The sequence below is a fragment of the Tenacibaculum halocynthiae genome, from assembly GCF_964512825.1.
GTDB lineage: Bacteria > Bacteroidota > Bacteroidia > Flavobacteriales > Flavobacteriaceae > Polaribacter > Polaribacter halocynthiae.
Map to the genome: position 1 here is coordinate 43364 of NZ_CAZELG010000028.1, position 24725 is coordinate 68088.

A 24725-nucleotide genomic window follows, 5' to 3' on the forward strand; every position below is an offset into this window, starting at 1 on the left:
TATGTCTGTATTAAGCGGTAAAAAAGTATTACTAGGCGTAACTGCTGGAATTGCCGCATACAAAACGGCGAACTTAGTTCGTTTATTTATAAAATCAGGCGCAGAAGTCAAAGTAATTATGACTCCTGCGTCTAAAGATTTTATAACACCTCTTACCTTATCAACCTTATCTAAAAATCCTGTTCATTCTACTTTTTATGATAAAGAAGAAGAAGAAAATGAACTATGGAACAACCATGTAGATTTAGGTCTTTGGGCTGATATAATGATTATAGCTCCTGCTACAGCAAACACATTGTCTAAAATGACTAATGGAACTTGCGATAATTTATTATTAGCAACTTATTTGTCAGCTAAATGTCCAGTATATTTTGCTCCAGCAATGGATTTAGATATGTACAAGCACCCGTCAACTAAAAACAGTTTGGATAAACTACAATCCTACGGAAATGTTATGATACCAGCTACTTCAGGTGAATTAGCTAGTGGATTGGTAGGAGAGGGAAGAATGGCAGAACCTGAAGATATTGTATCGTTTATTACAAATGATATTTTATCAACACTTCCATTAAAAGGAAAAAAAATTTTAATAACTGCTGGACCTACATATGAAGCAATTGATCCAGTTCGATTTATAGGTAATCATTCTTCAGGAAAGATGGGGTTTGAAATAGCAAAGACAGCAGCTAATTTAGGTGCTGAAGTATTTTTAGTTTCAGGTCCATCATTTCAAAAAGTAAACCACTCACTGATTCATAGAATAGACGTAAAGTCTGCTGAAGATATGTATATCGCTTGTCACAAGTACTATGCTGACGTTGATGTTGCTATTTTGGCAGCAGCTGTTGCTGATTACAAACCAAAAAATATTGCTACTCAGAAAATAAAAAAGAAGGATGCAGCGTTAACTATTGAATTAGAACCTACTAAAGATATATTAAAATCATTAGGAGAAATAAAAAAGCATCAGTTATTAATAGGGTTTGCATTAGAAACGAATAACGAAGTAGAAAATGCAAAAAGCAAAATAGAGCGAAAAAAATTAGATTTGATTGTATTAAACTCTTTAAGAGATGAAGGAGCCGGATTTGCAACTGATACTAATAAAATTAATATTATTGATGTTGATTTTAATCAAAATGTATTTGAATTAAAATCTAAAAAAGAAGTTTCTAAAGACATTATTAACGAAATAATAAACAAATTATATGCGTAAGTTTTTCATTTTTGCTTTAACATTATTGGTTACTACAGCTGTTAGTTCACAAGAATTAAATGCTCTAGTAACTATTAATTCTGATAAAATTCAAAGTTCTAATAAGCAGGTTTATGAAACTTTACAAAGTTCTTTAACAGAGTTTATAAATCAAAAGCAATGGACCAATAAAACGTTTAAAATTCAAGAACGTATAAATTGTGCTTTTACTATTATCATAAACGAACAAAACGGCAATAATTTTTCAGCAAGTTTACAAGTTCAAGCTACTAGACCAGTATATAAATCTTCATATACTACTCCTATATTGAATATTAATGATATTAATTTTAACTTTAAGTATAATGAATTTGATCCATTAATTTACAACCCAAATTCATACGACTCTAATTTAGTTTCTGTAATAGCATTTTATGCGTATGTAATTGTAGGAGTTGATGCAGATACATTTGCCAAAAAAGGTGGTGAAAAGTATTTAAAACAAGCTGAAAATGCTATGCTACAAGCACAATCTAATGGAGAAAGTGGATGGCAAAATAATATAGGTAAACAGAATAGGTTTAGTTTAATAGATAATTTACTATCACAAAAGTTTACTGTACTTAGAAATATATATTATAATTACCATAGAAATGGTTTTGATAGCTTTGCTGAAAATAAAGATAAAGCAAAAGAAACAATTGAAACTAATGTAATTCAACTAGATAGACTTCATAATATTACGGTTGGTAATTACATGATTCGAATTTTTTTAGATGCCAAAGGAGATGAAATAGTAAATGTTTTTTCTGACGGTAAGCCTACTAGAAATCAGCAAAAAATGATTCAAGTATTACAAAAGATAGCTCCAACTTATGAAGATAAATGGAAAAAAATTAACTAGTATTTAGTTATATTTTTTAGAATTTATTTGTTAAAAGTAGTTTCTACCTCTCTAGCATCTACGATTATTTCTTTAGGGTACTTGTATAAATCTAAAATTTTAATTGCGTTTCTAGTTTTTAACTTTCCATTTTTTATTTTATGATCAAAAACTAATTTTTCATTTTCTATTTGTTCACTAAAATGAAATAAATCATAGTTTTCTTCTACTAATAATTCAGTGAGTTCAATATCATGGGTAGAAACCAAAACTGTGTGTTGTAATTTATTTAAATACTTAAGAATAGCTTTTCCACCAGATATTCTTTCAACTGTATTGGTTCCTTTAAAAATTTCATCTAAAACAAATAGACAAGGATGTTTATCTTCAGAAGCTTTAATTAAATCTTTAATAGTTAAAACTTCTTGTAAATAGTAACTCGTATTATCTAGTAAATCATCAGTTATTCTAATTGATGAAAATACTTTATAAAATGGTGCAGAATATTCTTTAGCAAAGCAAAGATGTAATGTTTGTGCCAAAATACTATTTATAGCTATTGTTCTAATAAATGTAGTTTTTCCCGACATGTTAGAGCCTGTTAACAACATACTTTTATTAGTTAAGTTAACTGTGTTAGAAACACAATTATCTATAAGTGGATGATAGATATCTAAAGCTTTTAAAACATTATTTTTATTAAATTCTGGAGTACAGGTTTTAAGATTTCCTGACTTTAAAGAAGCGGTTGATATAGCAGCATCTATTTTACCTATAAAAACAAACATATCATCAATACTTTCTTTTTCTTTCTCTATGGCTCCAACAAAGCTATAGAAAGCTAAGTATTCAATATTAAATAAAATCTTAAAAATTTCAGCAACAAACCAAAAAGTAAATAAAAATTCATTATCAATGTTTTTTTCAAAAGCAATAAATTCTGTTTTGAATTTTATTGAATTTATTTTCTTTAGAAAGGATAAGTTTCCAAAATGATATGATATTTCATTTATTTTACTTAATGATTTACTTACTTTTAATGCTCTTGAAAGCTGATAAGCACCATTTAAATAATATCCTATATTATTTTTGTTTTTATAATGTAAAACCATGTTAACAGCTAAAACAGGTACTAATAATAGAGCTACAATAGGATAGAAGAACATTACAACAAATGAAGTAATAGATATTAGAGTTGATAATTTAACTAACCATAAAAATTTGGGTTTTGTAAGTTGTTTCCCATTAATTAATTCTTCTAAGTAATATGAATTATTACTATTTAGTTTAGAAAGTTCTAATTGACATGAAATACTAAGGTCTTTGTTTTTTTGAAACAATGAAGTTAAACTTTCAAATTTTAATAAGTTATCTATTGAATCAATGGTTCTTAATTTAAAGTATAAATATTGCTGTCCAACTTTTGAAACTGTCCTATCTATAAATTTAAATACATCATCAATATCAATATCTATTTTACTTTTTTCAGTAATTATATGATACGCTTTGTCTTTATGGGGATTGTTTTTAAAATACTTTTCTATTACATAAAAATTGTAGTATTCGTTTTCTTTTTTCTTACCCCAATTATTATAAAGATGTTTTCTGAATTTAATTAATTGTCTTTTTTTTAGAAAGTTATTAATTAAAAAAAGTAGAATTAATATAAAAGCAACACCTAAAATATAATTCATAGTATTTTAATTTTTAAAGTAATTTAATAGTATAAATTATTAGTATCACAAAAAGTTGTTTTGTTACTAAAAAAAATTAAACATCTAAACCAAAAGTACTTTTCAATTTTTCTAGAAGAGGGTTCTTTTCTTTTAACTTTAAGTATTTCTCTTGCGGAGTATAAGCAAATTTCTTTTCTACTGTTTCATTAACTGTTATAACAATTTGAACACCATAATTATTAAGTTTTTCACGTAAAAAAGTTAATAATTTACGTTTACCTTTTTCTAACTGAGATTTCATTAAATCATTAGGTAAAGATATTGCAACTTGAAACTTTTCTCTCAATTGAGGTTCATCAGAAGCAATAATTGCAGCAATACTACGCTCACCCATATCTTGTAGCTTAAAATAATACTTTTTCCATGCATCTTTTAGCTCTTCTTGAGTAAAAGGTGTTCTAGGGTGATTATCATAGTTTTCTTCTTCCTGAGTACTTTTATACTCCTTTTTTTGATGTATACTTTTTAGAGATAGGGCAGAGGTACGTCTCTTTATATTTTTAAGTAGGGGTTTAGTTGATTCCTCTTTAGGTTTAATTTCCTTTGGTTTAGGAGAAACAGGTTTAGCGTTTGAAACAGCTTCCTTTACAATTGTATCAACTTGTTGTTTAACCACTTTAGGCTTGGCTGGAGATAATGATGTAAAAAAAGTAGCTGGAATTATGTAGTTGCTAGATTTTTTTTTTGCTCCATCAAAAGTGATAGAGGCTATTTGCATTAATGTTAGTTCAACCAGCAAACGTTGGTTTTTACTAGCCCTATATTTTAAATCACAATCATTAGCTTTATCAATTGCAGGTATTAAAAACTGCATATTAGCTTTGGTTGCTTGGTCTAAATATTTCTTTTTAGTTGAGTCGCCTACCTCAAGAAGTGCTATTGTTGCAGTGTCTTTAGCAACTAATAAATCTCTAAAATGGCTAGCTAAACCGTTAATAAAATGATGTCCTTCAAAGCCTTTACCTAAAACTGTATTATAGGCCATTAAAACTTCAGGAATTTTATTTTCTAATAGTAAATCAGTTATTTGAAAATAAACATCATAGTCTAAAACATTTAAGTTTTGAGTAACCGCTTCACGCGTTAAATTAGTTCCTGAAAAACTTACTACTCTATCAAAAATAGACAATGCATCACGCATAGCACCATCTGCTTTTTGTGCTATAATGTGTAAAGCATCATCATCAGCTGTTATACTTTCTTTAGCACAAATAGTTTTTAAATACTCCTTAGCATCTAAAACACCAATACGTTTAAAATCAAAAATTTGACAACGTGATAAAATAGTAGGTATAATTTTATGCTTTTCAGTAGTTGCTAATATAAAAATAGCATGTGCTGGTGGCTCTTCTAATGTTTTTAAAAAAGCATTAAAAGCCGCTTGAGACAGCATATGAACCTCATCAATAATATACACTTTGTATTTACCTGTTTGAGGAGGAATACGAACCTGGTCTGTTAAACTACGAATATCATCTACTGAGTTGTTTGAAGCAGCATCTAATTCAAAAATATTAAAAGCAAAATCTTCATCATCTGTAGTAGCATCTTCTTGATTAATTCGTTTTGCTAAAATACGAGCACAAGAAGTTTTACCAACCCCACGAGGACCCGTAAATAATAAAGCTTGTGCTAAATGATTATTTTTTATAGCATTCTCTAACGTATTAGTAATGGCTTGTTGCCCTACTACATCTTCAAAATTTTGAGGACGATACTTACGTGCTGATACTATAAAATGCTCCATTAACTCTTATTGTTTACTTGAACAAAAATAGAAAACCCAGCAACAACACACAAACAAATTTATAAAGTGAAAATGAAAGTTGTGAACAATGTTTAAATCATTATAACTAAATCGTCTTTGTAAGGTTATAAAGGTTTGAAGTAATCTGTTTGCAGTTAGACTATATCATTCTTCTTAGTGGCATTTTTAATTGCTATAAGCTAGAACTATATGAAAAGCTTATTGGTGAAATTATGTTAGATTTAATACTAGATAATTAAAACACGTATCTTTGATATAAAAAAATTAATGGATTTGTTTTCACAATTTGAAGAACAGCCTAAAAACTTATTACCTAAAGAGGGAACAGTTTTGTATTATGGATTAGTTACCTCTAAAGCCAAAGCGGATTGGTATTATAAACATTTGTTAGAAGCTATTGAATGGCGAAATGATGAAGCTATAATTTTTGGAAAGCGTGTTGTAACCAAACGTAAAGTTGCTTGGTATGCAACAGAACCTTTTGAGTATTCTTATTCTAATACTACTAAAGTAGCATTAACTTTTACTAAAGAGTTATTAGAGCTAAAGAAACTTATTGAAGAAGAAACGAATGAAACCTATAATTCATGCTTACTAAATTTATACCATGATGGTTCAGAAGGAATGGCTTGGCATGCTGATGGCGAAAAAGATTTAAAGAAAAATGGAGCTATTGCCTCATTAACTTTTGGAGCTGAGCGAAAATTTGGATTTAAACATAAAAAAACAAAAGAAGTAGTGTCATTAATACTACAACATGGTTCTTTATTAGTAATGAAAGGTGAAACTCAAAGTAATTGGCTGCATAGATTACCTCCTACAAAAAAAGTTCATAGACCTCGAGTAAACTTAACATTTAGAACAATTGTTAAGTAATAGCTAATAACTATATTTTACTTTTATTTCATAATTCATTTTTTATTGTATTTTTGATTCTATAGACAAACCAAACAATATAAAAATTATGGGAAACCCAGTAACAGTTAATCATGTAACGTTATCATTAGTAAAATTTGAAAAATTTGTAACTAATATTCCAGCGGCAAATAGGCCTTCAGGCCCTTTAGTAAATATGTCAGGAGCTGAAGGAGCAAATGGTACTCCTTATACTGTAACCGTATTAGCTTATTTACCAGATAATCAGTTAAACAGAGTAGAAAATACAAGTGGACTTCAGTTACAAGGAGATCAAATTTATTTAAATTATTATGGAATTAACCCAGTAAAAGTTTTAAATAAGCAAGGAGGAACTGATACTCTTCAAGGTAGAGAGTTCCGTGTAGAGTTTAATTGTAAAGAAGAGGCTACTAATTATGATTTATACTATATTGAGTTTACCTATAGAGTAGAATCAGGAGCTTCAGCTGATGTTATCTGGGTTAGAGATGAAGATGAAGATCCTGAAACAGATAGAGGTACTGTAACAATGCCAGCTGATGGAGAGGATTAGTTTTTATTTTTTTTTATTTTTTTTCACAAATTATCTTTTCTCACAGGTAGTTGAAAAGGAAATTTTTGAAATAAACTCATCTAAAATATGTGAAACTAATAAGGAAATTTTTTGTACTGCTTATTCTTATTACAAAAATAAGCAGTATGACTCATCTTATGTATATAGTTCTAAAGCTTTAAATTTTGCTAACACTCAAGACGAAAAAGATATATTAAATTATATATTAGGTGTTAGTGCTATTAGAAAAAGACTTCTTAAAAAAGGGTTACTAAGTATTAGTGAAATTTCTGATGGAGGTAATTATTTAAATTTAAAGAGGTTAAAAATAGCAAGGATATATCTTAGTTTAAAGAATTATGATAAGTCCTTATATTACTATTTAGAGTGGGAAAAATTTAAAGAGAGAACTAAAAAATCTCGTGGTAAGGGTGCGTATCACAATATAGGATTATGTTATATTCATAAAAAAAAATATGCAAAGGCTAAAGAATATTTTAAAAAAGAGTTTACTTTAATACCTCCAAAAGATACATTAGCTTTGGTAAGAGCTAAAATGGATTTAGCAAATGTATACTATAACCAGTACCTAGATGATGAAGCTATCCCTTTATTTGAAGAAGCGTATACTCTTGCAAAATCATTTTCTGATATCGAATTAAAACAATATACAGCCAAAAACATGGCGGTTGTAGAGAAAAATCGAAAACGCTATAAAGAGAGTGTTGGCTATTATATAGAATATGGAAAGTGGAAAGATTCAATAGGAAATAGAGATCGTATTTGGGAGCTTACAGAACGTGATAAAAAGTTAGCAGTTGCTCAAAAGCAACAGGAAATAGCTGTACAAGATGAAAAGATTAAACGTCAAAAAGTACAAAGAGATGGTTTGATTATAGGCTCTTCAGGCTTATTATTATTTATTGGATTCTTAGGCCTTTTTTATAGAAAACTTAAAAAGAAAAATAAGTTAATTACGCAACAGAAAGAAGATTTAAATGTAGCTAATAAAACCAAAGATTATTTATTTTCTGTAGTTTCTCATGATTTACGTTCACCTATTAATACTATTCGGTATCAGCATGAAGAGTTAAAAAATCATATAGATAATAAAGATTTAGTAGCTATAAAAGAAGCTACTAATGCAGCAATTGCTGTAACTAATAGTACCAGTCATTTATTAAATAATGTATTGCATTGGTCATTAGAACAAAGTAATCAGTTAATATTTGATCAAAAAGAGTATGCATTACGTCCTATGGTGCAACATGTATTGCATGATTATACAATACTAGTAGAAGCTAAGAGCATCCGTATTGAAAGTGATTTAAAAAATGCCTTGGTAAAAGCAGATAAAGAGTCGCTGAAAATAGTATTGAGAAACCTGCTTGACAATGCTGTAAAGTATATGAATGGGGCAGGAGAGATAAAGGTAACTAGTGGAGTTAAATCAGAAACAGAAGCATTTATATCAATAGAAGATACTGGCGTTGGAATACCTAAAGATAGATTAATGAAAATTAATGCACTTAAAGATTTAAGTATTGATAAAATAGATCGCTCTGAAGGCGTTGGACTCGGATTAATACTTTGTCAAACATTAATTAAGAAAAATAACGGAACACTTACTTTTGACAGTGAAGTTGGTAAAGGAACAAAAATTACTATTTTACTGCCAAGTATACCAGTTTAAATTAAAAAAAGAGATTGTAATTTGCAATCTCTTTTTTTATGTCATTGCGAAATAGTTGTAATGATTGAAATAATCTTTTAGTTAGTAACACGCAATACAAAGACAACTTCGTGCCTCGTTGTGACGTTATACTTGTGTCATTACGAACGAAACGAAGTGGAGTGAAGTAATCTTTGCATTTGAAGTGCATTATATAAAGATAGCTTCGTGCCTCTCTATAACGTTATACTTGTGTCATTACGAACGAAACACAGTGGAGTGAAGTAATCTTTGCATTTGAAGTGCATTATATAAAGATAGCTTCGTGCCTCGCTATGACGTTATAATTTGTCATTACGAACGAAACACAGTGAAGTGAAGTAATCTTTGCATTTGAAGTACATTATATAAAGATAGCTTCGTGCCTCTCTATAACGTTATACTTGTGTCATTACGAACGAAATACAGTGGAGTGAAGTAATCTTTTAGTCAGGAACACGTAATACAAAGACAACTTCGTGCCTCGTTGTGATGTTAATAATTTGTCATTAAGATTAAAGAACTAAAGTAATAACCATTCTAACTTTTACATTTAAATCATTTAGGGTAAAAATCAGAAAAACAAACGTATAGATTAAAACTTGTTATAAAGAAGTAGAAAAATTGGTTTTGTTAACAAATTAGCTATATTTTTATACTATGAACACACTAAGACTATTACTACTAGAAGATTTAGATAAAGAAGCTAATGCGCTAATTTCTTTTTTAGAAACAAATGACTATGAGGTTGTTAGAGTGGCAAATGCAGAGGAGGCAGAGAAGGAGATTAAAAATCGATTTTTTGATGTGATTATTTTAGACATCATGATTGATGGTAGGCCAGAAGGAATAGAGTTGGCTCAACGTTTGAATCAACGTGATATGAATGTTCCGTTTTTATTTTTAACAAGTATGCAAAGTAAAACTGTTTTTGATGAAGCTAAGCTTACCAATCCTATGGTTTATCTATTGAAGCCATATAATGAATTAGAGCTTTTATATTCATTAGAGTTAGCTATTGAATCGTGTTATCAGCAATCTAATAGTATCAGTTTTAATGAGCAAAATGCAGTATTAAGTCCTTCTTTTTTATTTATAAAAAAGAAAAGGAGTGTTGTTAAAGTAGATGTTAGTTCTATAAACTATATAGAAGTTAAAGAGAAGTATTGTAGTTTACTTTGTGATGAAGGGAATTATTTAATAAAACTATCATTAACAAAATTAAAAGAGATGTTATCAAATCCTGACTTTAAGCAGGTACATCGTAATTATTTGGTAAATATTAAAAAAATAAAAGAGATTTACTTTGAAGATAACTTAATTATTCTTCAGAACAAAGGGCAAATACCTTTTAGTGAGCGTTACAAAAATGCATTTATAAAAGATAATACTATTTTTAGATAAAACAGGTTAAATATAGTATATTAAGATAGCTTTGATGCTCTTGCTATGACGTTACTATTTGTCATTACGAAAGAATGATAACGACTGAAGTAATTTATCAGTTTGTAGCTTAGATTTTTTAGATAGCTTCATTGCTCTCGCTATGACGTTTGAATTTTTCATTACATTTACTTCTACTAAAATTAAATATTCCTAATATCAAAAATAGCTCCGTTTACCAACCTGTCTTCTATATCAATTGTATAAATAGTATTAGCTACAAATTCAGGGGTATATAGCTCATTGTTTTCTTTTAAATCAATGAAACGTTGTAGGTTTTTAAAATCATTTTCACTTGTATTTCTTATTTGTGATTGCATATTAGTGTCAACTACACCTGGATATAGAGCAATACATTTCACTCCATTTTTAATCGATGCTTGTTCAGAAGCAGTTGTTTTGGTAAGCATGTCAATAGCAGCTTTAGATGTACAATAAACACTCCAACCTTCATAAGGCTTAGTAGCAGCTCCTGATGAGATATTTATTATTTGTTTTTTACAAGTAATACTTTGTGTTAATTTGATAAATAAACTAGTTAATATAATTGGAGTAGTTATGTTTAATTGAATAGTAGTATTAATATCGTTAGATGTTAAATTTTCAATTGTTGTTATTTTACCTAATCTACCTGCATTATTTACTAATGTGATAGAGGTAATTTCAAGTTGTTTAATTTCTTCTAGAAGATTTTTAAAACAAGTTTCTGTATCTTTTAAATTACTTAAATCAACAGTAATTTGAGTAATATTTTTTATATCTGAAGTACTTCTAGCTAAAGAATATACTTTATAGTTTTCAATCGCATATTTCTTAGCTATTGCTTTTCCAATACCTTTACTTCCTCCTGTAATAATAATAACATCCATAGTGTAAATATAAATAAAGTGTATTTATAGATAAAATGCTTCTGAATAATTGTTTACTTTTTAAGTTAAAAAAGCAATTTAGATATAAGCATTTGTTTAATAGTTTTATAAAAAGAGAGAAATTCGTTTATCTACACTTTTCTATCATTTTACCGTAGCTTACAAGTAAGTAAACTTAATTTATAAGAATGAAGGTAGCCTCTGTTGTATTTTTATAAAAAGTTATTTCATTAATAGATTTTTTAAGTTAGTTTTTAGTTTGAGCTCTCTTCGGAGAGCTTTTTTATTGTTAACTAATGGTTAGTGTGTAGTAAATTAAGGGTAAACCCTTAGCTTACTTATAGGGATAACCCTTAGTGTTTGTTGTTTTTATTTTGTATAAATTGCAGTGTGTTTGTCTAAGAGTTTCAAACACAATACATTCTGCTAATATTTAAGGGATATCTCCTTTCAGAAATGAAGGGAGATTTTTTGTTGTATAAAATTAAGTAAACATCTAAAAAGGAACTGGAATTGTTAATTTCATCTCTTTTTTAGTAACTGGGTGAATAAAAGAAATGCTTTCTGCATGTAAATGAAGACGATTTGATTTTGTACCATACAAGTCATCACCAACAATAGGAGAGTTAAGTCCTAAATGATGAGCCATGTGTACTCTCAATTGATGTGTTCTACCAGTTATAGGGTATAAATAAATTTTAGTCCTTCCTTTGTTAGCACTAACTGTTTCCCAATGAGTGAGAGCTTCCTTTCCATATTCGTAACATACTAATTGTTTTGGACGATCTTCTAAGTCTACACGTAACGGAAGATTGATGGTACCTTTTTGATTTGGTAGAATACCATTTACTATAGCTACGTACCGTTTTTGAATAGTTTTATTAATAAATTGAGCTTGTAGCTCTTTATGAGTTTCTTTTGTTTTTGCAATAAGTAATATACCAGATGTTGACATATCCAATCGGTGTACAACTAAAGGCCCAGTAGCGTTTGGATATTTTTCACGGACTAAGCTTTCAATTGTATAGGAGATTTCTTTTCCAGCTACGGTTAAAAACTCAGCAGGTTTATTAATAGCTAACATATATTTATCTTCATAAATAATATTTAACTCTTGTGGTTTATTTAATTTTTTTATCAATGGGTTTTCTTCAACTATTAATCCTTGTAACATATGATTTAGAATAGGTTTACATTTACCAGAACACGCTACATAGTAGTGTAAATGTTTCCTTATAGAAGTAGTTAACGGTTTACCCCACCAAAATTCAGCTAAAGCAATAGGAGTTAGTTGATGTTTAAAAGCGTATTGAAAAAGTTTTGGAGCACAGCAGTCACCGCTTCCTGCTGGAATATTTTGAGTATTATTAAAAATATCTAATAAATTTTTAGATTGCAGGTTTGCATTTGTAAATAGATAATGTTTAAATATTTTTTGTTGAATATTTGCTGAAGTTTCCGCTCGTTGTTTTTTTAATAACTCAATTTTATTTTCATAATTCAAAAAAGTTTGTCTTAATGAGTTTATCTTATCATTTAAATAAACCTCGTATTCGCGTAAGTAAAACTCTTCATTAATATTTAGTTGGTTGTTAACTAACTGTTGTTTTTTTCTAAGTTTACGATTTCTTTTAACTTTAGAATGCTCTTGATTTAATAGCTCTTCATGATTTTTTTTTTGTGTATAGTATTGCTTCTTTAATTCTAAGTATTCTTTTTTATTAGTTAATAAATGTATTTGTTCATTTATAATATTCAATTTGTTTTCTATTTGTATATAAAAACCATTAGGAGCCAGGATATCAAAAACAGGAGGGACAAAAAAATTATGCTGTGTTTTATTAGCCATCTTACCTGAAAAAGCAGCTATATAACCTATTTTACCTGTAGGGTGCTTAACAACTAAAACTCCAAACATTTTACCTAAAGCTTTAGTACTATTATTAGATAAACCAAAATCATGTTTAAAATCTGATTGTGTTAATAGATATTCTTGTAGTTCTTCTGCAGCTATTTTTGCTATTGAATGAGGTGTGTAATTATGAGGGTATCCTATTTTTTTAGGTAACTGAATATTTGTTGTATCAGATTTAAAATAATGTAGCTTGTTCATAGAGTTTCGCAAAAAAAATCACTGTATGTTTGTCGTTACAAATATACAGTGATAGTATGTGTTAGTATTCTAATAAATTAGCACCTATAAATTTTATCATATAAATCTGAATAGATTTGCTTGATTATTTTACGTTTCATTTTCATAGTTGGAGTTAAATGCCCTCCATCTATAGACCATTCTTCAGGGGTAAGTTCAAAACGCTTGATTTGTTCCCATTTACCAAATTTAGCATTACAAGCATCAACTTCTTCTTGAATACGTTCAATTACTTTATGATTTGCTATAAGGTCTTTATTGTCATCTAAATTAATATTATGACGATTAGCCCATTCACGAACAAATGCAAAATTTGGTTGAATAAATGCAGCAGGCATTTTTTCACCTTCACCAATAACCATTATTTGTTCTATAAAACGAGATTGCTTTAATTCACCTTCTAATAATGGTGGAATAACATATTTACCGCCAGATGTTTTAAACATCTCTTTGGTTCTACCTGTAATTTTAAGAAAACCTTCTTCACAAACTTCACCTTTATCACCTGTATGAAAATAACCATCTTTAAGTACCTCAGCTGATTTTTCAGGATCTTTATAATATCCCATCATTATATTAGGTCCTTTTGCTAAAATTTCTCCATTCTCAGCAATCTTTACTTCAACACCATTAATTATTCTTCCTACTGTTCCAACTCTAAATCCGCCATTTCTAACATCATTTACAGAAATTACAGGAGAAGTTTCAGTAAGTCCATAACCTTCCATTACTGGCATTCCAGCAGCAGCAAAAACTCTTGTTAATCTTGATTGTAATGCAGCAGAACCAGATACCATTAGTTTTAACTCGCCTCCTAAGGCAGCTTGCCATTTAGAAAAGATTAATTTACGAGCAATACCTAATTGTTTTTCATACCACCATCCATTGGCTCCATATGGTTCATATTTTAAACCTAAATCAATAGCCCAAAAGAAAAGTTTCTTTTTTATGCCAGATAATTCAGCTCCTTTAGCGTAAATTTTATCATAAATTTTTTCATATAAACGAGGAACGGCAGTCATAACATTAGGTTTGACTTCTTGTGCATTTTCGCTTAATTTTTCTATAGATTCAGCAAAGTACACAGAAACACCACAATATTGATATAAATACAATATCATACGTTCAAAAATATGGCAAACAGGTAAAAAGCTTAACCCTTTTTCTTTACCATAGGTTAAGGGTACTCGTTGTTCACTACTTAATACATTTGATACAATATTACCATGAGAAAGCATAACTCCTTTAGGTCTACCTGTAGTACCTGAAGTATATATTAAGGTAGCTAAAGTTTCTGAGGTAACTGCTTCTTTTCTTTCTTCAACTTCAGGTTGATTACTTTCATCTTTACCAAGTTTTAAAATTTCAGTCCAACTTTCTTCTCCAGGAATATCATCAAAAGTAAAAACTTTCTTAAGTTTTGTGTTTGATTTTATTTGGTTAAGTTTTGCTAGAATAGTGGTATCTGAAACAAAACAATAAGTAGCTTCAGAATGATTTAACACATATTCATAGTCTTCTTTAGAAATTGTTGGATAAATAGGAACGTTTTGTGCTCCAGTTTGTAAAATACCAATGTCACAAATGTTCCATTCAGTTCTATTATTGGTAGATATAACAGCTATTTTATCGTTTGGTTGAACACCTAAACGAATTAAACCACGACTTAAAGTGTTGGCTTGGGCTATATATTCTTTCGTTGATATAGATTCCCATTTACCATTATATTTTGTGGTAAATGCTTTTGGTAAGTTATATTTTTCTAATTGGTAATAAGGGAAGTCAAAAAGACGTGTAATTTCAATCGGCATAAATTCATATTTAGGGCTCTGCAAATTATAAAAATTAAGTCGATTGCACAAATAAAGCTTTAATGTTTGATTTATTGTTGATTATATATTTTTTTATACAAATAGTTGTATTTTTCTAAGATAATTTTCCTTCTCATTTTGAGTGTTGGTGTTAAATGACCTTCTTCGATGCTCCATTCATCTGGAGTAATTTCAAAACGTTTTATTTGTTCCCATTTTCCAAATTTTTTATTATAAAAATTAACTTCTTTTGATATTCTTTCAATAAGTTTTTCATTAGTAGTAAAACTAGAAATTTGATACTTATGTCTTTTAGCCCATTTCTGAACAAATTCTTGAGAAATTTGAATCAGTGCAGCAGGCATTTTCTCACTTTCACCAATAACCATTATTTGTTCTATGAAGCGAGATTTTTTAAATTCACTTTCAAGCACTGCTGGGGCAATATATTTTCCTCCAGATGTTTTAAAAATTTCTTTTTTTCTATCAGTAATTTTTAAGAAACCATTACTATCTAATTCTCCAATATCACCAGTATGGAAGAAATTGTTTTTTATTACACTATTGGTTAATTCAATGTTTTTATAATAACCAAGCATTACATTTGGGCCTTTTACCAATATTTCACCATCTTGAGCTATCTTAACTGTAACGTCATTAAGTACTTTACCTACTGTGCCTATTTTAAAGCCATTATTTCGTATATCTGTTACAGATACGGCTGGTGAAGTTTCCGTTAAGCCATAGCCTTCTAAAACAGGTATTCCAGCTGCGGTAAATACTTTTATTAATCTTGATTGCATAGGAGCGCTTCCTGCAATCATAAATTCTAGATGGCCTCCTAATGCATTTTTCCATTTTGAAAAAATAATTTTCTGAGCTATTTTTAATTTACTTTCATACCACCAGCCATTTTGTTTATAAGGTTGGTAAGCTTCTCCTAATTTTAAAGCCCAAAAGAAGAGTTGTTTTTTTAACCCATTTAAATTACTTCCTTTATCTACAATTTTATCAAAAACCTTTTCTAGTAATCGAGGAACAACAGCCATAAAATGGGGTTGAACTTCTTTTAAATTATCTCCAATTTTATCAATACTTTCTGCGAAATAAATTTCGAAGCCCATGTATTGACAATAATAGGAAGATGCTCTTTCGAATATATGACAAACAGGAAGATAACTAATAGCTCTTTTTTTATTATCGTGTAAATTTAAAGTATTACCAACAGCAAAAACATTGCTTACAATGTTGTTATGAGAAAGCATAACTCCTTTAGGGGTTCCTGTAGTTCCTGATGTATAAATGATAGTTGCTAAATCATTAGGTTTAACTTCTTTTTTAAGACACTCAACTTGTGGCTGAAGTTCATTATTCGTTCCTAATTCTAAAAAGGATTCCCAACCATTTTCAGTACCGAGTTCTTCAAAAGAGTATATCTTTTTTAAATTTGTGTTGTTTTGTACGCTTTTTACTTTTTTATATAATTCGTTATCTGAAACAAAACAAAAAACACTATCAGAATGTTGTAAGATATATCCGTAATCGTTTTCAGAAAAAGTAGGATATAATGGAACATTAACAGCTCCTATTTGTAATATACCAATATCTAAAATATGCCATTTAGGTTGATTTGTTGCTGTAATTACAGCTACTTTATCACCTGGTTTTATACCTAGTTTAAGTAATGAACGACTCACTTTATTAGCTTGCTCAATATATTCATGTGTTGAAATACTTTTCCATGAATCAAGATTTTTATAAACAAAACATTTTTTTTGAGGGTATTTATCTAGTTGATAATATGGGAAATCAAAAAGTCGTTTAACTGAAGTAGATTTTTGCATATAGGGTTGTTTGCTATAAATCTACTAAAAAAAATAATTATTTGTTTAATACATTTAATAGGATGTTACATCCTTCATGTATTTCTTCATCGCTTATGGTTAATGGTGGGGTAATTCGAATAGCCTTTCCTTCAAAAAGTAACCAAAATAAAATTAATCCTTTATCAAGGCAATTTAAAATAATTTCGGAAGCTAATTCAGGGCTCTCTACAATTAAAGCTAGCATTAAACCACGCCCTCTAATTTCTTTCACTTTAGGGTGTTTTTCTAAAATACTACGAATTAATTGTTCTTTCCTTAAAGTTTCTTTTATAAGGTTTGTTTCAGAAATTTCCTTGATAGTAGCAAGGCTAGCAGCTGCAATAACAGGATGACCACCAAAAGTAGTAATATGTCCTAATTTAGGATTGTTATTAAGACAGCTCATTATCTCATTTGTAGAAATAAAAGCACCAACAGGCATTCCTCCTCCAAGTCCTTTACCTGCAATAATAATATCAGGAATTACATTATAATTTTCAAAGCCCCAAAAGGTTCCAGTTCTACCAACTCCAGTTTGAATTTCATCTAAAATTAATAAAGCTCCAACTTCTTTACAACGGTTTTTTACTTTGGTTAAATAATTGTTTTTAGGTTCAATAAATCCAGCACCTCCTTGAATAGTTTCTAAAATTACTCCAGCTGTATTTTTTGTTATTTTATGTAAATCAATTTCATTATTAAATTCAATAAATTTAACTCCAGGTAGTAATGGTCTATAGGCTTGATTTTGTTGCTCAGCACCACAAACACTCATAGCTCCTTGTGTATTTCCATGGTAGGCATTTTTAGCAGCAATAATTTCACTTCTACCAGTAAATTTTTTGGCAAGTTTTAAAGCACCTTCAGTTGCTTCAGTTCCAGAATTAACTAAATAAACAGAAGAAAGGTTTTTAGGTAATGTTTTAGATAAAGTTTTACAAAGTTCTAGTTGTGGTTTTTGAATGAACTCACCATACACCATTACATGGGTATATTGTGTTAATTGATATTGAATAGCTTCGTTTACTTTTGGATGATTGTGTCCTAGACTATTCGCAGAAACACCAGCTACAAAATCTAAAAGTTTTTTACCTGAGTTATCATAAATATAATTTCCTTTAGCGCGTGAAATTTCAATTGCTAATGGGTGAGGCGTTGTTTGTGCTTGATACTTTAAAAAATCATTTTTCATTAAAAAAAACTATTCTCGTTTAAAATCATATTTTGGTAAAGTTCTTCTTTTCTCGTTTTCCTTTTTTAGTTTTTTCTTAGCTTTTATAACAGCTTTATTATTTCTTTTAGGTTTAAGAAAAATTGAAGCTTTATCTTTAATAAAAATATCTTCCATAACCAAGGGTTGTTCATCTCCACGCCATACAAAGCCTCTAAATTTCTTTTCTCCTTTAGGAAATTCAGAAGGAGGAAATGTTTTTCCTTCTGATTTTTTAAAATATTTTGTTTCTACAACTTCGTTATTTTCTAGTTTAAACTCAATATCACTAGCAATTTCTTTTGTTATAGTTTCTAATTTTTGAGTTTCATCATTTCTATTGTAATATAAAGATTCTGCATTTCCTTTTACAAGCATAGTTCTTAAATCATTCTCAATAAATTTACCGTAGATGTTTCTTCCTTTTATTTGATTATAGTTATCGTCGGATAACGAGTCTTTTTGAATAATAAAAGCATTTTGTAATACACGTAGAGAGTCCAACTCATTTGTTTTTTTATCTGACACTAGATGAATGCTATCTCCAGTAATCTGACTTTTTCCTGACCATAAAATGGGAGACCTGAACATTCTTGTTAAACCTGTTATTTGACTAGTATGTATAGAGTCACACTTTCCTTGTAAATTGGATTTAAAAATTTTTACATTATTAAAAATTCTAACTATTCGTTTTTCAGGCTTACCAGTAATTAATATTTTATCACCATGAACATACATAGAATCTTTTTCTTGCTCAGTAATTGCTACAGCTCTATCAATAATAAACAAAGAGTCTTTTTGTTCATACAATTCAGCATAATTTCCTTTGGTAACAGTGTTTTGTAAAGTGTCTATTATTTTTATCCTGTTAGTAGCAGAAGCAAATCCTTTTCTTTTATCATAATACAAACTATCAGCTTCTATGGTTCTGTTTTTTAAGAATAGTTTAGCTCTTTTAACAAAATAAGAAATTTCAGTATTGGTATCATAAAACCCTCTTTCTGAATATACCTTAGTACTATCTTTTAAATTGGTAATAGTACTAGGTCCATATAAATAAGCTAGACTTGTATTGGTGTAATAATCAAGATGATTAGATTCTAAATGATTTTCAGGATTAACAACAGTTACTTTTGATTTAGCAATAAACTTTTTTTCTTTTAAAAAATAAGTTCCTTTTAAACTTTTTAAAGTGTTTTTCTTATCTTTTATAGTACCACCAGTTTGGTAAAATAACACTTGTTCTTTTCTATCAAAATGAAGTGTATCTGTATTCATTTTCATTTCTTTGTCGTTAATTTCTACATTACCCCAAGAAACAGCTTTTTTGGTATTTCCATTATAAATTGCAAAATCGCTATATTGTATAATACTATCACCTTGTTCAATAACCACTTCACCTGCAGCTTTAAATAAGTTTTCTTTTTTGTATAATAAAGCTTGTTTACAGTCTAGAGTTGCACCTTCATGGGCAATTTTAACATTTCCAATTAAAATGGTTGCTCCAGGGTATTTTTTTTCATCAGCTTCAGAAAATTCACTAGAAATAATTCTAATTTTTTTTGTTTGAGAAAAACTATTAAAGGCTAATAGTAAAAGTGATAAAATAAATAGTTTTTTCAAAATAATATTGTTTTCAGCAAAAATAAGGAAAACTTCATTGAATGAAGTTGTTTGAAAAGTGAAAGTTTTTATAATAAAAAATCACCCGTTATGGGTGATTTCCTGTTTTAATATCCTACTAATTTTGCTGAAAATATATGTATTCAGTAATCTATTAATAATTCTAAAAATGTATTTCGAAAAACTATTTAAAAGTAAACTTGTTAGTTCTTATAAGCAATTAAATTTATTTCAAATAGGAGAGGAGGACCTTACTAATTTTTCTGATTTTGTTTTTAAAATGTATTCTTATCATTATTATAAAAAATATTCATGGATTCCTATGGATAATGAACAGAATGATATGAGAAATCAAGATATTAAACAATTTGAAAACTCAATTTATTTTGGATTTAAAAATTTAGAAAATATTTTAATAGGTACTATTAAAGCAACCTTAAAAACTGGTAGGACACTTTTTGCTGTAGAATATGAATTTAACATTAATGTTTTTGAAGTAATTAAAGAAAAACAATTAGAGGTTAATCAAATTTGGCACTTAGGAAGGTTAGCAGTAAATTCTAAAAAACTTAAAGAACATGATTCGTCACTTACATCAAAGAGGTTAATTCATAATTTACTAGTTCAAATTTTTGGCGTAATTAATAAGCAACCTAATAGCTTAATTATAGCTGAATCTGATGTTTTAATATATCATATTTTTAGAGATTTAGGAGTGAATATGCAAATAATAGGCGAGTGTCAGGAATGTTTGGGAAGTCCTACTTACCCTGTAATTATTACAGATGTTGAGAATTGGCTTACTAGAAATAAGATAGAAGAATTAGAATTAGTGTCATAATAATTTTTAGAAAAGAATTTTAATAAAAAATTAGAATATAAAATGATGAAAGCTTTAAAAGTTATACCAGAAATGCATGAAAATGAAAGGTATCATAAAAATGTGTTATATATTTCTCCAAAAGAGCAAAACAATATAAGAGATATTAAAATTGTTTTTGCAGGAGTAGGGTTAGGTAGTGTAATAGCAGAAGCAGCCTTAAGGTTAGGTTTTGAGAATTTTGTATTAATAGATGGTGATACTATAGAGTTATCTAATTTAAATAGGCAGAATTATGATAATGAATCTGTAAATAAATCTAAAGTTAAAGAAATAACTAAACGATTAAAGGCTATTAACCCTGATGTTAGTATTGAATATCATCACCTTTTTTTAGAGCCAACTACAATATCAAAATATTTAGAAGGGTGTGATATTGCAATAAATGCTATTGATTTTGATACTAAACATACTCCTTTTGCATTTGATGAAATATGTAAAGAAAAAGGTATACCAGTAATACACCCTTTAAATTTTGGTTGGGGTGCTGCAGCTTATCTGGTAACTCCAACAAGTAAACAAATTTATAATGTAGAAAGAAATGACGGCAGGTTTGAATTGGTGCTAATTGAAAATATGTTGACATATTTAAAAAACAGGAAGGATATTAACTTGGATTGGTTTTATAGTTTTTTTGAATTGTATAAGTTAAATTCAGAAAAAATAACACCCCCACAATTAGTTGTTGGATCTCATTTATCAGCAGCTTTAGTTTGTAATATATTATTTAGCATAGTAAATAATTTAGAGGTTAAAACTTTCCCTGAACCTTATTTTTTATCAACTAGATAGTATTTTCTGTATTGATGTTTTATGCAAAAATTATCTTATTAATTTTAAAAATTAAGAGTGATTAAGGATTTCAAATGTTTTAATTTTGCAATAAATTAAAAATATATAAAGATATGAGTGCTCATTTTGATTTATCAAAAGAAGAAATGAAGTCTTATGGATATAAAATAGTTGACTTAATTACTGAACATTGGGATACGCTTGAAAGCAAAAAACCTGTAGTTAGTGCTTCAAGAAAAGAAATGGATACTGTTTTCTTACAAGAAGCCCCAGGAGAGGGTATGCCAGCTGAAGATGTTTTAGATTTTGTAATGGATAATGTGATACCTAATAGTATTTTAACATCACATCCAAAGTCATATTCATTTGTGCCTGGTCCTAGTAATTTTATTAGTACTATGGCAGACAGTTTAGCAACTGGATTTAATATTTTTTCAGGAGGTTGGATGGTTTCTCCAGCTGCAGCTGAACTAGAAATAGTAACTATGAACTGGTTACTTAAAATGTACGATTTTCCCGTAGAAAAAGGAGGTGGTATTTTTACTAGTGGTGGTTCTATGGCTAATTTAACTGCTTTAGTAACTGCAAGACGTTTAAAATGTGGAGATGATTTTTCTAAAGCTGTTATTTATTTATCAGATCAAGCTCATTCTTCTAATATAAAAGCTATTCGTGTTTTAGGGTTTAAGAAAGAACAGATTAGAATTTTACCTACAGATTTAGAATTTAGAATAAGCATTAATAAATTAAAAAATGCAATAGCTAAAGATCGATTAGAAGGTTTACAGCCATTTTGTTACATTGCTTCTGCAGGAACAACTAATACAGGAACTGTTGACCCTTTAAACGATATAGCTGATATATGCGAAGAAGAAGATTTATGGATGCATGTTGATGGTGCTTATGGTGGCGCTGCCATTTTAGCTGAAAAGGGAGCAAAAGCTTTACGAGGGATAGAGAGAGCAGATTCACTTACTGTTGATCCACATAAATGGTTTTATCAGCCTTATGAAATAGGGTGTTTGTTAGTAAAAGATGCTTCATGGTTGAGTAATACATTTAGTGAAAAGCCTGAGTATTTACGTGATATTGAAGGAAATGAATCTGAAATTAATTTCTATGATTATGGAATTCAATTAACAAGACGTTTTAGAGCATTAAAATTTTACATGTCTATTAAAACTTATGGATTAGATACGTTTAAAAAAGCAGTTACTTATAATATTCAATTAACTGATGACGTTGAGAAGATGTTGCGTAAAAGTAGAAATTGGGAAATTATATCACCAGCAACTTTAGCTGTTATTAATTTTAGATACAATCCACTTGGATTAAACTTATCTGAACAAGAATTAGATGAATTAAATCAAAAAATTTCTAAAAAGGTAATGGAGTCTAGGGAAGCATTGTTAGTAACTACAGTTTTAAATAAGCAGGTAGTTTTACGAATGTGTTTAATAAACCCTAAAACTACATTTAAAGATGTTGAGGATACCTTTTTATTGTGTAATTCTTTTGCAGATGAAATTTTAAGTAAAAAGTAAAAAAAAAGAGCTCTTTTAAGAGCTCTTTTTTTTTATCTAACAATTGTTTGTTTTCTGTCTGGACCTACAGATACTATTTTAATAGGTACTTCAGTCTCTTTTTCAATAAAAGAGATATAATCTAATAAATTTTTAGGTAACTCTTCTTTTGTAGTCATTCCTGTTAAATCATCATCCCAACCTTTAAATTCAGTATAAATTGGTTCGATGTTTTCAGGTTCAATATTATATGGTAAATGAGAAATTTCTTCACCTTTATATTTGTAAGAAGTACATACTTTTAAAGTGTCAAAACCTGAAAGTACATCGCCTTTCATCATCATTAACTGTGTAACACCGTTAACTTGAACTGCATATTTTAAAGCAACTAAATCTAACCACCCACATCTACGAGGACGACCAGTTACAGCACCAAATTCACGACCAATTTTAGCCATTTCACTTCCAACTTCATCAAATAATTCAGTAGGGAATGGTCCAGAACCTACACGTGTAGTATATGCTTTGAAAATACCAAAAACTTCTTTAATTTTGTTAGGAGCAATTCCTAAACCAGTACAGGCACCAGAAGCTGTAGTGTTAGAAGAAGTTACAAAAGGATAAGTTCCAAAATCAATGTCTAATAATGAACCTTGGGCTCCTTCTGCTAAGATGGTTTTACCTTCTTTTAAACCTTTGTTTAAATATTCCTCACTATCAATAAATTGTAATTCTTTTAAACGCTCAACAGCAGCAAAGAATTCAATTTCCATTTCTTTTAAATCGTATTGAACATCAACATTATAAAAGCTAATCATAGCTTCATGTTTATTAGCAAGACTTCTGTATTTCTCTTTCCAATTATCTAGTTCTAAATCACCAATCCTAATCCCGTTTCTACCAGTTTTGTCCATATATGTTGGACCAATACCTTTTAATGTAGAACCAATTTTAGCTTTCCCTTTAGAAGCCTCAGAAGCAGCATCTAACAAACGGTGTGTTGGTAAAATTACGTGTGCTTTTCTAGAGATAATTAATTTTGATTTATAATCAAGATCAAATTTATTTAATCCGTCTAATTCTTGTACAAAAACTACAGGATCGATAACCACTCCGTTACCAATTACGTTAATTGATTTGTCATGAAAAATTCCTGAAGGAATAGTTCTTAAAACATGCTTAATACCATCAAACTCTAAAGTGTGTCCAGCATTTGGCCCCCCTTGAAAACGTGCAATAATATCGTAGTTCTTTGTAAGTACATCTACAATTTTACCTTTTCCCTCGTCTCCCCATTGTAATCCGAGTAATAAATCTACTGCCATCTAATTGTGTATTGTTAATAAGTTATTTTGTTGTTGTTAATTTTGTTTCTTTTTTGTTCCGTAGAAGTATAATGAATGGTTATGAATATCAATATCAAAAACTTCTTCAATTGTTTTTTTGATAATTTGTATTCTTGGATCACAAAACTCTTTTACTTCACCAGTATCGGTTAAAATTACGTGGTCATGATTCTTGTCAAAATAGCTCTTTTCATATCTAGCCATAGATTGTCCATCAAATTGATGTTTTCTCACCAAACCACAATCTAATAGTAAGTCTATTGTATTGTATAGCGTAGCTCTACTCACTCGATAGTTTTTATTTTTCATTTTGATGTATAATGATTCAATATCAAAATGTTCTTCAGCATCATAAATTTCTTGTAAAATGGCGTAACGCTCAGGCGTTTTACGATGTTTATTTTCTTCTAAGTAAGAAGTAAATACTTTTTTTACAATTTCTTGATTTTCTGCAGAGTTATTCATTAA

General features: G+C 29.0%; 19 protein-coding genes. 9 read left to right on the forward strand and 10 right to left on the reverse strand.

The annotated features are described in order from the left end of the window. The first annotated feature begins 1 nt into the window (after window position 1). Entirely contained in the window at window positions 2-1216 is a 1215-nt protein-coding gene (coaBC, locus tag ACKTTQ_RS09480) for a bifunctional phosphopantothenoylcysteine decarboxylase/phosphopantothenate--cysteine ligase CoaBC (protein WP_093871366.1), read from the forward strand. Then, on the forward strand, window positions 1209-2099 hold the full coding sequence (gene porD / locus ACKTTQ_RS09485) for a type IX secretion system protein PorD (RefSeq protein WP_093871365.1): 891 nt from the start codon (window positions 1209-1211) through the stop codon (window positions 2097-2099). Before coaBC ends, porD begins: the two co-directional genes overlap by 8 nt. Window positions 2100-2122: 23 nt before the next feature. On the opposite strand, the gene ACKTTQ_RS09490 is transcribed toward porD, so the two are convergent. After that, window positions 2123-3772 (reverse strand): MutS-related protein, encoded by a 1650-nt coding sequence (locus tag ACKTTQ_RS09490; RefSeq protein WP_408049059.1) that lies wholly within the window; start codon window positions 3770-3772, stop codon window positions 2123-2125. A 76-nt stretch (window positions 3773-3848) separates the two neighbouring features. Beyond that, window positions 3849-5561, reverse strand: coding sequence for a DNA polymerase III subunit gamma/tau (gene dnaX, locus ACKTTQ_RS09495; RefSeq protein WP_113787274.1), 1713 nt, complete (start codon window positions 5559-5561; stop codon window positions 3849-3851). A 288-nt stretch (window positions 5562-5849) separates the two neighbouring features. Here dnaX and ACKTTQ_RS09500 point away from each other — a divergent pair, with 288 nt between their 5' ends. The 4 genes from ACKTTQ_RS09500 to ACKTTQ_RS09515 all read left to right on the forward strand — a co-directional run bounded on the left by ACKTTQ_RS09500 (window position 5850) and on the right by ACKTTQ_RS09515 (window position 10147). After that, entirely contained in the window at window positions 5850-6458 is a 609-nt protein-coding gene (locus ACKTTQ_RS09500) for an alpha-ketoglutarate-dependent dioxygenase AlkB family protein (protein WP_093871362.1), read from the forward strand. Window positions 6459-6546: 88 nt separating this feature from the next. After that, window positions 6547-7032 (forward strand): hypothetical protein, encoded by a 486-nt coding sequence (locus ACKTTQ_RS09505; RefSeq protein WP_408049060.1) that lies wholly within the window; start codon window positions 6547-6549, stop codon window positions 7030-7032. Continuing rightward, entirely contained in the window at window positions 7019-8725 is a 1707-nt protein-coding gene (locus ACKTTQ_RS09510) for an ATP-binding protein (protein ID WP_408049061.1), read from the forward strand. The genes ACKTTQ_RS09505 and ACKTTQ_RS09510 overlap by 14 nt, the downstream gene beginning before the upstream one ends. Window positions 8726-9403: 678 nt before the next feature. After that, window positions 9404-10147 carry a LytR/AlgR family response regulator transcription factor gene (locus ACKTTQ_RS09515; protein WP_093871359.1) on the forward strand — a complete coding sequence of 248 codons (744 nt, stop codon included), beginning with the start codon at window positions 9404-9406 and terminating at the stop codon, window positions 10145-10147. A 182-nt stretch (window positions 10148-10329) separates the two neighbouring features. On the opposite strand, the gene ACKTTQ_RS09520 is transcribed toward ACKTTQ_RS09515, so the two are convergent. From ACKTTQ_RS09520 to ACKTTQ_RS09545, 6 genes are all read right to left on the reverse strand, one after another. After that, window positions 10330-11055, reverse strand: a complete 726-nt coding sequence (locus ACKTTQ_RS09520; protein WP_408049062.1) for a (S)-benzoin forming benzil reductase — start codon at window positions 11053-11055, stop codon at window positions 10330-10332. 496 nt (window positions 11056-11551) lie between these two features. Beyond that, window positions 11552-13168 (reverse strand): RluA family pseudouridine synthase, encoded by a 1617-nt coding sequence (locus ACKTTQ_RS09525; protein WP_093871357.1) that lies wholly within the window; start codon window positions 13166-13168, stop codon window positions 11552-11554. A gap of 77 nt (window positions 13169-13245) precedes the next feature. After that, window positions 13246-15018 (reverse strand): AMP-dependent synthetase/ligase, encoded by a 1773-nt coding sequence (locus tag ACKTTQ_RS09530; RefSeq protein ID WP_093871356.1) that lies wholly within the window; start codon window positions 15016-15018, stop codon window positions 13246-13248. Window positions 15019-15089: 71 nt separating this feature from the next. Continuing rightward, the gene (locus ACKTTQ_RS09535; protein WP_408049063.1) at window positions 15090-16862 is read right to left on the reverse strand and encodes an AMP-dependent synthetase/ligase; all 1773 of its coding nucleotides are present in this window, start codon (window positions 16860-16862) and stop codon (window positions 15090-15092) included. A gap of 37 nt (window positions 16863-16899) precedes the next feature. Beyond that, window positions 16900-18075: an aspartate aminotransferase family protein gene (locus tag ACKTTQ_RS09540; RefSeq protein ID WP_408049064.1), complete on the reverse strand. Its 1176-nt coding sequence runs from the start codon at window positions 18073-18075 to the stop codon at window positions 16900-16902. 9 nt (window positions 18076-18084) lie between these two features. Beyond that, window positions 18085-19716 (reverse strand): OstA-like protein, encoded by a 1632-nt coding sequence (locus ACKTTQ_RS09545; protein ID WP_113787265.1) that lies wholly within the window; start codon window positions 19714-19716, stop codon window positions 18085-18087. Between the two features lie 169 nt (window positions 19717-19885). On the opposite strand from ACKTTQ_RS09545, the gene ACKTTQ_RS09550 reads away from it, so the two are divergent. The 3 genes from ACKTTQ_RS09550 (at window position 19886) to ACKTTQ_RS09560 (ending at window position 22932) form a co-directional block, all read left to right on the forward strand. Further along, window positions 19886-20557, forward strand: coding sequence for a hypothetical protein (locus tag ACKTTQ_RS09550; RefSeq protein ID WP_408049065.1), 672 nt, complete (start codon window positions 19886-19888; stop codon window positions 20555-20557). A 42-nt stretch (window positions 20558-20599) separates the two neighbouring features. After that, window positions 20600-21388, forward strand: coding sequence for a HesA/MoeB/ThiF family protein (locus ACKTTQ_RS09555; protein ID WP_408049066.1), 789 nt, complete (start codon window positions 20600-20602; stop codon window positions 21386-21388). A 113-nt stretch (window positions 21389-21501) separates the two neighbouring features. Continuing rightward, complete coding sequence (locus ACKTTQ_RS09560; RefSeq protein ID WP_408049067.1) at window positions 21502-22932, forward strand: pyridoxal phosphate-dependent decarboxylase family protein; 1431 nt, start codon at window positions 21502-21504, stop codon at window positions 22930-22932. 32 nt (window positions 22933-22964) lie between these two features. Here ACKTTQ_RS09560 and ACKTTQ_RS09565 read toward each other — a convergent pair whose 3' ends face one another. Further along, window positions 22965-24236, reverse strand: a complete 1272-nt coding sequence (locus tag ACKTTQ_RS09565) for an adenylosuccinate synthase (protein ID WP_093871349.1) — start codon at window positions 24234-24236, stop codon at window positions 22965-22967. 36 nt (window positions 24237-24272) lie between these two features. Next, window positions 24273-24722, reverse strand: a complete 450-nt coding sequence (locus ACKTTQ_RS09570) for a Fur family transcriptional regulator (protein ID WP_093871348.1) — start codon at window positions 24720-24722, stop codon at window positions 24273-24275. Window positions 24723-24725: the final 3 nt, after the last annotated feature.